Source organism: Streptomyces durocortorensis (assembly GCF_016901035.1).
GTDB classification, from domain to species: Bacteria; Actinomycetota; Actinomycetes; order Streptomycetales; family Streptomycetaceae; genus Streptomyces; species Streptomyces durocortorensis.
In genome coordinates this window covers 36,234-43,565 of the sequence record NZ_JAFEUF010000034.1, presented here as the reverse complement: position 1 = coordinate 43,565, position 7,332 = coordinate 36,234, and the positions used below count along the sequence as shown (strand labels likewise).

Below are 7,332 nucleotides of genomic sequence, written 5' to 3'. Positions count from 1 at the left end.
GGGGAGGCGGGGGAGGGCACAGGAAACCTCTGGGGTCGCCGAACGAGAACCGCGGCCCGGCGCGCGGAGGCGCACCCGGGCATCGGGCGGGGAAAGGGCTCGCTGTGCCGCGACCTTGAGGGCAGCACGCGATGACGGGCCGATCCGGCCTTTGGCGTCAGCGCGCGCTCGGACGACCGGGCATGTCTCTCCGCTCCGTGTGGGTCACGCGTCTCCGGAACGCTAGCGCCCGGCGGCCGGGGGCGAAAGGCAATTGCGGGGAGGGGTGGCCCGCTGGCGCCGGAGGTACCTGCTGTCCTTACGGCGTCCCGTCGTTACGTCGTTCTTGTCATGCGATAGCTTCCGATATATCGTTGACGCATCGCGACAGATCAATGATGGAAGGAGCGTAGAGATGCGTTCACACGGACACGGACATGGATACGAGCACGGGCCGGGGCACTACGGGCCCGGTCATCACGGTCGAGGCGAGGGTGACGGCCGGCGGGCCGCCTTCGGGCCGTTCGGGCCGCCCTTCGGTGGTGGTCCCTTCGGGGGCGGACGGGGTCGGGGCGGCGGTCGGGGACGGGCGCGGCGCGGTGACGTGCGGGCGTCGATCCTGGCTTTGCTGAAGGACCGCCCGATGCACGGTTACGAGATGATCCAGGAGATCGGCGAGCGCAGCGGCGGGGGCGGGGGGCCCAGCCCCGGCTCCGTCTACCCGACGCTCCAGCTGCTGGAGGACGAGGGGCTGATCGTCAGCGCCAGCGAGGGCGGCAAGAAGCTGTTCACGCTCACCGAATCCGGGCGGAGCGAGGCCGAGACCGGCCCCGAGGCTCCGTGGGAGGAGGCCGGGCGCGGTGTCGACTGGGAGGGCGTCAACGAGATCCGGCAGGCCGGCTTCGGTCTGATGGACGCGTTCGGGCAGGTCTGGAAGACCGGCTCGGCCGATCAGCGGCAGAAGGCGCTGACGGTCATCAACGACGCGCGCAAGAAGCTCTACCTGATCCTCGCCGACGAGCACTGAGCCGTGCGCGACGGACGGCGCGGCGCGGCAGGCGGTACGTGAGGGGCCCCCCCGGGAAGCCTTACCCCGGGGCCCCCACCGAAACCGGGGGGGGGGGGTAAACGCGCCAGGGGGCCCCGTCCGCGCCCCGCGCGGGGCCCGGGGGCCGCNNNNTTTGCGCCACCCCCCCCCCCCCCCCGCGCCCCCCCGGCCCCCCCCCCCCCCCGGGGGGGGGGGCCCCGCCCCCAGGGCGGCGCCCCGGGGCTGCAGGTCGGCGCGGCCCCCCCTCACGTACCGGTGCGGGTGTGGATCACGGCGCGGCGAGATTCACGTACCGGTGCGGGTGTGCATCACGGGGCGACGAGCCCGCCCAGCTTGCGCAGTGACTCCTGGAGTGCCGCCGTCGCGGAGTCCTTGAGTTTGCCGCCCATCAGGGAGACCGCCGCGCCGGTGAACTCGCCGTCGATGCGCATCGTCGTGGCGTCGCCCTCCGGGGCCAGGGAGTACCGCATGGCCAGGTTGACCCCCATCGGACCCTTCCCCCGGGTCGCCAGCAGGCGGCCGTCCTCCAGGGCGTCGACCGTCCAGGTCACCTCGGCCGGGAAGCCCATGAGCTTCATGTTCTCCTCGTAGGAGGCCCCGAGCTTCAGCTCGGCCGGGCCGCCCGCGGGGAAGCTGGTGTGGGTGGCGTTCCACTCCCCGTACGACGAGAAGTCCGTCAGGCGGTCCCAGACCTTCTCGGCGGGTGCCTCGATACGCGCCTCGGCGCTGACTTCAGCCATGCGACCACCCCTGGTTTCGTCCGGTATCGGTATCGGTGTCGCGGAACGTAGCGGGGGCCGCGCCAACATTCAATACTGATGAACCGTCATATCTGTTGGGGCTGCCGGTTCCGCCAGATCACCGCGGCGTCGAAGCGGTCCGACGCGCGGGGGTGGGGGCCGTCGTCATGGCAGTGGAAGGCCGTCCAGAAGAGGTCGGCGGGCAGGGCGTCGTCGGGTGCGTACACGCGGTAGACGTACTGCAGCCCGTCCTGGGCGAGCAGGGCGACCATCCAGAACACCCGTTCCTCCGCTCCCGTTCCCGTCGTGTGCGGTGTGGCGTGAGGGACGTGCGCGTGGGGGCCTGCGGTTGCCGCGAGGGCGTGCGATGCAAGGCGGCGCGCGCCCCGGGGCCCTCATGGTCGTGTCCCCCGGCACGATCTCATCCGCAAGGATGACGGACCACTCTCCTGTCCCCAACTTCGGTGGGATGTCCAATGGGTCGCCCCGGGGATGCCTTTCGGCCCCGGGACTGATGGGGTAGAGGTGTGCAAAACCGGACGCCGCGGATCCCTGAACAGCCCGCACCGAACCATCCCGAAGCCGATGCCCGCTTCACCGACGAACTGGCATCGGTGCTGACGGGTGCGCGCAGGCGTGCGCTGCGCGACGGGGACCGCCAGATCGACACCGCCCACCTCCTCCACTCGCTGATCGAGACGGACCCCGCGGTCCGCGAGGCCTTCGACGGTGGGCCCCAGTTGGCCAGGGTGCTCGGCTATCTCGTCCAGCGCAGCATCGGTTACGGGCTCCGCTGGCAGGGCTCCGTCGAGGACTCCGGGGCCGTTCCCGTGGTACGCGACCCGGCCGCCGACGGCTGGTCGCCCGCGGCGCTGGCCGTGCTGGACGACGCGCTGTACCGAGCGGCGTCGCGCGGTGAGGCGCGGGCCGCCGGTCTCGATCTGCTCGCCGCGCTCGCCACCGACGCCGATTCGCGTGCGGTGGAGGTGCTCGCCCGCGGGGGCGTGGACGCGCGGTGGCTGGCGGACCGGGTGACCGTGCTCACGGCCGAGGAGTCCCGCCCCTGACGGTGTTCGCGGCCTGTTCGAGGCCGAGGAGCGGCGGCGCGGCGGGGGCTCCGTCTCGACAGGTGTCACGGGGATGACGGTGCTGTCGACTACTGCCATGATGTGCCGATGCACGCGTCTTCGGGGTTTCAGGGCAGAAGCGCCGGGCTGGGCCTCGCCCTGCTCTCGGCCTTTGCGTTCGGCGGTTCGGGAGTGGCGGCCAAGCCGCTGATCGAGGCGGGGCTCGACCCGCTGCACGTGGTCTGGCTGCGCGTCGCGGGCGCCGCCGTCATCATGCTGCCGGTCGCCTGGCGCCACCGGAATCTCGTAACGGAACGCCCGGCCCTGCTCGCCGGGTTCGGCCTGTTCGCGGTGGCCGGGGTCCAGGCCTTCTACTTCGCGTCGATCTCCCGTATCCCGGTCGGCGTGGCGCTCCTGGTCGAATACCTGGCGCCCGCGCTGGTCCTCGGCTGGGTCCGCTTCGTGCAGCGCAGGCCGGTCACCCGGGCCGCCGCCGTCGGTGTGGTGCTGGCGGTCGGCGGACTCGCGTGCGTGGTCGAGGTCTGGGCCGGACTCAGCTTCGATCTCCTCGGACTGCTGCTGGCCCTCGGCGCCGCCTGCTGTCAGGTGGGGTACTTCGTCCTCTCCGACCACGGCGGGCAGGACGCCCCGGACGGCGGGGGGAGGCACGCCGAACCTCCGCACCCCTTCGGCGTCATCGCGTACGGACTGATCGTCGGCGCGGCCGTCCTCACCGTCGTCGCCCGCCCCTGGGGCATGGACTGGGCGCTGCTCGGCGGTAGCGCGGGCATGAACGGCAACGAGGTCCCCGCCTGGCTGCTGCTCGGCTGGATCGTGCTGCTCGCCACGGTGCTCGCGTACGTCACCGGGGTCGTCTCGGTCCGGATGCTCTCGCCCCAGGTGGCCGGGGTCGTCGCCTGCCTCGAAGCGGTCATCGCGACCGGACTGGCCTGGGTGCTCCTCGGCGAGCATCTCTCCGCGCCGCAGCTCATCGGCGGATTCGTCGTGCTGACCGGTGCGTTCATCGCCCAGTCCGCCGCGCCGAAGCCGCCCTCGGGTCCGGTCGCGGCCGGGACCGGCACCGGGGCGGTGGCCGGGCCGGTCGAGGGCGAGTTGTCCGGCGACCGCGCCCCGCATTAGTGTGCTGACCATGCATCTGACTGTGCTGCCGCCGCCTGTCGCCTAGCGCGCGCGGCAACTCCTGACGAAGACCGGGCTCGGGCAGTCCCCGAGCGGTTCGTCGCTGCCCGCGTGCGGAGCCGAGCGACCCACCACCCTGTTCTTCTTCTGGAGAAGCCACATGTCCATCCCTGTCGCATCCGCGCTGCCCGTCGGGCGGAGCATGCTGTACCTCGTCGTCGCCGGAGTCGCCTGGGGCACCGCCGGCGCGGCCGCGTCCCTGATCTTCCGGGTCAGCGATCTCGGCCCCCTCGCCCTGTCCTTCTGGCGGTGCGCGGGCGGTCTCGTCCTGCTCGCCGGGGCGCTCGCGCTGCGTCCGCGCCGTGCGCCCCGGGAGCCCGAGCCCCGGCGTCGCCGGCTGCTCCGCATCCTCGGCACCGGCATCGGGCTCACGGTGTTCCAGAGCGCGTACTTCGCGGCGGTCGAGATCACCGGCCTCGCCGTCGGCACTGTCTCACGCTCGGCGCCGGGCCCGTCCTGATCGCCCTCGGGGCGCGCCTGCTGCTGGGCGAACGCCTCGGCAGGGGCGGACTGGCCGCTGTCACCGGCGCGCTGACCGGGCTCGCCGTGCTGGTCCTGGGCGGCGAGGGCGGCGACGTCGTCCCGGCCGGGGTGCTGCTCGCGCTGGTGTCCGCCTCCGGGTACGCGGCGATCACCCTGCTCACCCGGTGGCTCGGGCGGGACGGCGGCGGCGGTGACGCGCTGACCACCAGCGCCTGGGCGTTCGGCATCGGAGCGGTGGGCCTGCTGCCCATGGCCCTGGCCGAGGGGCTGGTGCCGCACACCGCCGAGACCGGGCAGGTGGTGTGGCTGATGGTCTACGTGGCGGCGGTCCCCACCGCCCTCGCCTACGCGTTGTACTTCGCCGGAGCGGCCGCCGTCCGGGCGGCGACGGTCTCCGTGATCATGCTCCTGGAGCCGGTGAGCGCGGCCCTCATCGCGGTCACCGTCCTGCGGGAGCGGCTGACGGCGGCCACCGTCCTCGGCACGCTGCTCCTGCTGACCGCCGTGGCCGGACTGGCTCTGGCGGAGGCGCGCGGCGCGGCGGTCGCCCGCCGGAAGGAGCCCGTGGCGGTGTGAGGGCCTCTGCCGGAGCGCGGTGGGACGGCTTCCGTCAGAGCGCTGACAGGTAGTCCGGTACGCCGATGGCGGGATCGAGGTCGTCCGCGGGGACCGGCGCCGCGTAGCCCCCGGTGAGCGGCACGATGCCGGTCCAGTGGGGGAGGGAGATGTCCTCGGGCTCGTCGTTGGGCCCGCCGGTGCGGACCTTCGCGGAGACCTCGTTCAGGTCCAGCCGGATCACCGCCGTCGCGGCGAGTTCCCTGGCGTCGGCGGGCCGCGAGTCCTGGGAGCGGCCGGGGACCACCTGGTCCACGATCGCGTCCAGGGCGAGCCGCCGCTCCTCGGGGTCGGTCACCGTCACGGCCGTGCCGTGCACCACCACCGAGCGGTAGTTGATCGAGTGGTGGAAGGCGGACCTGGCCAGGACGAGGGCGTCGACATGGGTGACCGTCAGGCAGACCGGCAGCCCCGGATCGGCGCTCTTCGCCGACCGCAGCGGTCGTGACCCCGTCGAGCCGTGGACGTACAGGCGCTCGCCTATCCGGCCGAAGAGGGTCGGCAGGACGACCGGGGCGCCGTCGCGCACGAAGCCCAGGTGGCAGAGGTAGGCCTCGTCGAGGATCGAGTGGACCAGCTCCCGGTCGTAGGAGGCGCGGTCCTTGGACCGGGTGGGGACCGTACGGTCGGTGGGCACGTAGGGGGCGGCGACGCCGTTCCCCGCGCCGTCGGGCGTTGCGGTCTGCTGCATTTGCTCTGCTCCATTGCACTAGTGCATAATATTGTTTGTGCTAGGAGAGTATCGGATCAGTGGGCGGCGTGCATCGGAGATTGCCGCCAGCATCGAGCGCGGGGTCGGCTCCGGAGACCTCCCGCCGGGCCATGTGCTGCCCCCCATGCGGGAGTTGGCCGCGCGTCTGGAGGTCAACCCCAATACCGTCGCGGCCGCCTACCGGACGCTGCGCGAGCGCGGGGTGATCGAGACGGCGGGCCGCCGGGGGAGTCGGGTGCGGTCCGCCCCCGCCAGCACCTCGCGCGGATCCCTGCGGATCGAGGCGCCGCCGGGCGTCCGGGACCTCGGCGAGGGCAATCCCGATCCGGAGCTGCTGCCCGACCTGGGGCCTGCCCTCGCCGCGGCCGCCGCTGCCGACGCGGAATGCCACGGCCTGTACGGGCAGCCCCCGGTGGTCCCCGGGTTCGCCGCGTACGCCCGTGCCGCGCTGGACGCCGACGGGGTGCCCGCCGGGCCGCTCGCCGTGACGTCCGGCGCCCTGGACGCGATCGAGCGGGTCCTCGCGGCGCACCTGAGGTCGGGTGACGCGGTGGCGGTGGAGGACCCCGGCTGGGGCAGCGTGCTCGACCTCGTACCGGCCCTCGGGCTCCGTGCCGTACCGGTCGGCGTGGACGACTCCGGTCCGCTGGCCGCGGATGTGGAGCGGGCGTTGCGGGCCGGGGCGCGGGCTCTCGTCATCACCTGCCGGGCGCAGAACCCGACCGGTGCGTCGCTGGACGCCCCGCGCGCCCGGGAGCTGCGCGCGGTCCTCGCCCGTCACCCCGACGTGCTGCTGATCGAGGACGACCACGGCCACGCCATCGTCGACCTGCCGCTGCATCCGCTGGCCGGGGCGACGGCCCACTGGGCGTTCATCCGCTCGGCGGCCAAGGCGTACGGACCGGATCTGCGGGTCGCCACGCTCACCGGGGACGCCGTCACGGTCGACCGGGTGGCGGGGCGGCAGCGGCTCGGGCCCGGCTGGGTGAGCCGGCTGCTCCAGCGTGCCGTGCTCCAGCTGTGGACCTCGGGAGCCGTCGACACCCGCACGGTCGCGCGGTCCTACGGTGACCGGCGCGACGCGCTCATCCAGGCGCTGGCGGAACGCGGTGTCAGCGCCCGGGGCCGCAGCGGGATGAACGTGTGGGTGCCCGTGAGCGACGAGACCGGGGCCGCCACCCGGCTGCTCCACGCGGGCTGGGCGGTGGCCCCGGGCGCCCGCTTCCGGCTGGACACGCCCCAGGCGGTGCGGCTCACCGTCTCCCCGTTGACCGAGGCGGACATCGGGCCCCTGGCGGACGCGGTGGCCGCCGCCGCGGGGCCGGCGCGGCCGGTCAGCTACGGCTGAGGCGGGCGGGGCCCGCGCCGGGCGCCTGTCCCTCGGGCCCCGGCGCGGCGGCCCGGCGGGGGGGGGGGGGGGGGGGGGGCGCCCCCCCCACGGCACACCCGGGGCCCACCGGGGGGGTACCGCACAGCATCTGCGCCCCG

General features: G+C 74.0%; 7 protein-coding genes and 1 pseudogene. 5 read left to right on the top strand and 3 right to left on the bottom strand.

Annotated elements, in window-relative coordinates:
* Positions 1-394: 394 nt before the first annotated feature.
* A complete protein-coding gene (locus JS521_RS10035) occupies positions 395-1,006 on the top strand; it encodes a PadR family transcriptional regulator (protein WP_205082362.1) in 612 nt (203 codons plus the stop codon).
* Between the two features lie 329 nt (positions 1,007-1,335).
* On the opposite strand, the gene JS521_RS10030 is transcribed toward JS521_RS10035, so the two are convergent.
* Complete coding sequence (locus JS521_RS10030) at positions 1,336-1,767, bottom strand: type II toxin-antitoxin system Rv0910 family toxin (protein ID WP_205082361.1); 432 nt, start codon at positions 1,765-1,767, stop codon at positions 1,336-1,338.
* Positions 1,768-1,853: 86 nt separating this feature from the next.
* Positions 1,854-2,048 carry a hypothetical protein gene (locus tag JS521_RS10025; protein WP_205082360.1) on the bottom strand — a complete coding sequence of 65 codons (195 nt, stop codon included), beginning with the start codon at positions 2,046-2,048 and terminating at the stop codon, positions 1,854-1,856.
* Positions 2,049-2,294: 246 nt separating this feature from the next.
* On the opposite strand from JS521_RS10025, the gene JS521_RS10020 reads away from it, so the two are divergent.
* The 3 genes and pseudogenes from JS521_RS10020 (at position 2,295) to JS521_RS10010 (ending at position 5,093) form a co-directional block, all read left to right on the top strand.
* Positions 2,295-2,834, top strand: coding sequence for a Clp protease N-terminal domain-containing protein (locus tag JS521_RS10020; protein ID WP_205082359.1), 540 nt, complete (start codon positions 2,295-2,297; stop codon positions 2,832-2,834).
* 108 nt (positions 2,835-2,942) lie between these two features.
* Positions 2,943-3,974 carry an EamA family transporter gene (locus JS521_RS10015; RefSeq protein WP_205082358.1) on the top strand — a complete coding sequence of 344 codons (1,032 nt, stop codon included), beginning with the start codon at positions 2,943-2,945 and terminating at the stop codon, positions 3,972-3,974.
* Positions 3,975-4,134: 160 nt separating this feature from the next.
* Positions 4,135-5,093, top strand: a pseudogene (locus JS521_RS10010) (DMT family transporter).
* 34 nt (positions 5,094-5,127) lie between these two features.
* Here JS521_RS10010 and JS521_RS10005 read toward each other — a convergent pair.
* Positions 5,128-5,823, bottom strand: a complete 696-nt coding sequence (locus tag JS521_RS10005) for a pyridoxamine 5'-phosphate oxidase family protein (RefSeq protein ID WP_205082357.1) — start codon at positions 5,821-5,823, stop codon at positions 5,128-5,130.
* Between the two features lie 37 nt (positions 5,824-5,860).
* Between JS521_RS10005 and JS521_RS10000 the strand changes: the two genes are divergently transcribed.
* Positions 5,861-7,192 (top strand): aminotransferase class I/II-fold pyridoxal phosphate-dependent enzyme, encoded by a 1,332-nt coding sequence (locus JS521_RS10000; protein ID WP_205082356.1) that lies wholly within the window; start codon positions 5,861-5,863, stop codon positions 7,190-7,192.
* Positions 7,193-7,332: the final 140 nt, after the last annotated feature.

Excerpts from the sequence above, each read along its gene's own strand:
- JS521_RS10035 (WP_205082362.1), top strand. The coding sequence starts at position 395 with ATGCGTTCACACGGACACGGACATGGATACGAGCACGGGCCGGGGCAC.
- JS521_RS10030 (WP_205082361.1), bottom strand. The coding sequence starts at position 1,767 with ATGGCTGAAGTCAGCGCCGAGGCGCGTATCGAGGCACCCGCCGAGAAG.
- JS521_RS10015 (WP_205082358.1), top strand. The coding sequence starts at position 2,943 with ATGCACGCGTCTTCGGGGTTTCAGGGCAGAAGCGCCGGGCTGGGCCTC.
- JS521_RS10005 (WP_205082357.1), bottom strand. The coding sequence starts at position 5,823 with ATGCAGCAGACCGCAACGCCCGACGGCGCGGGGAACGGCGTCGCCGCC.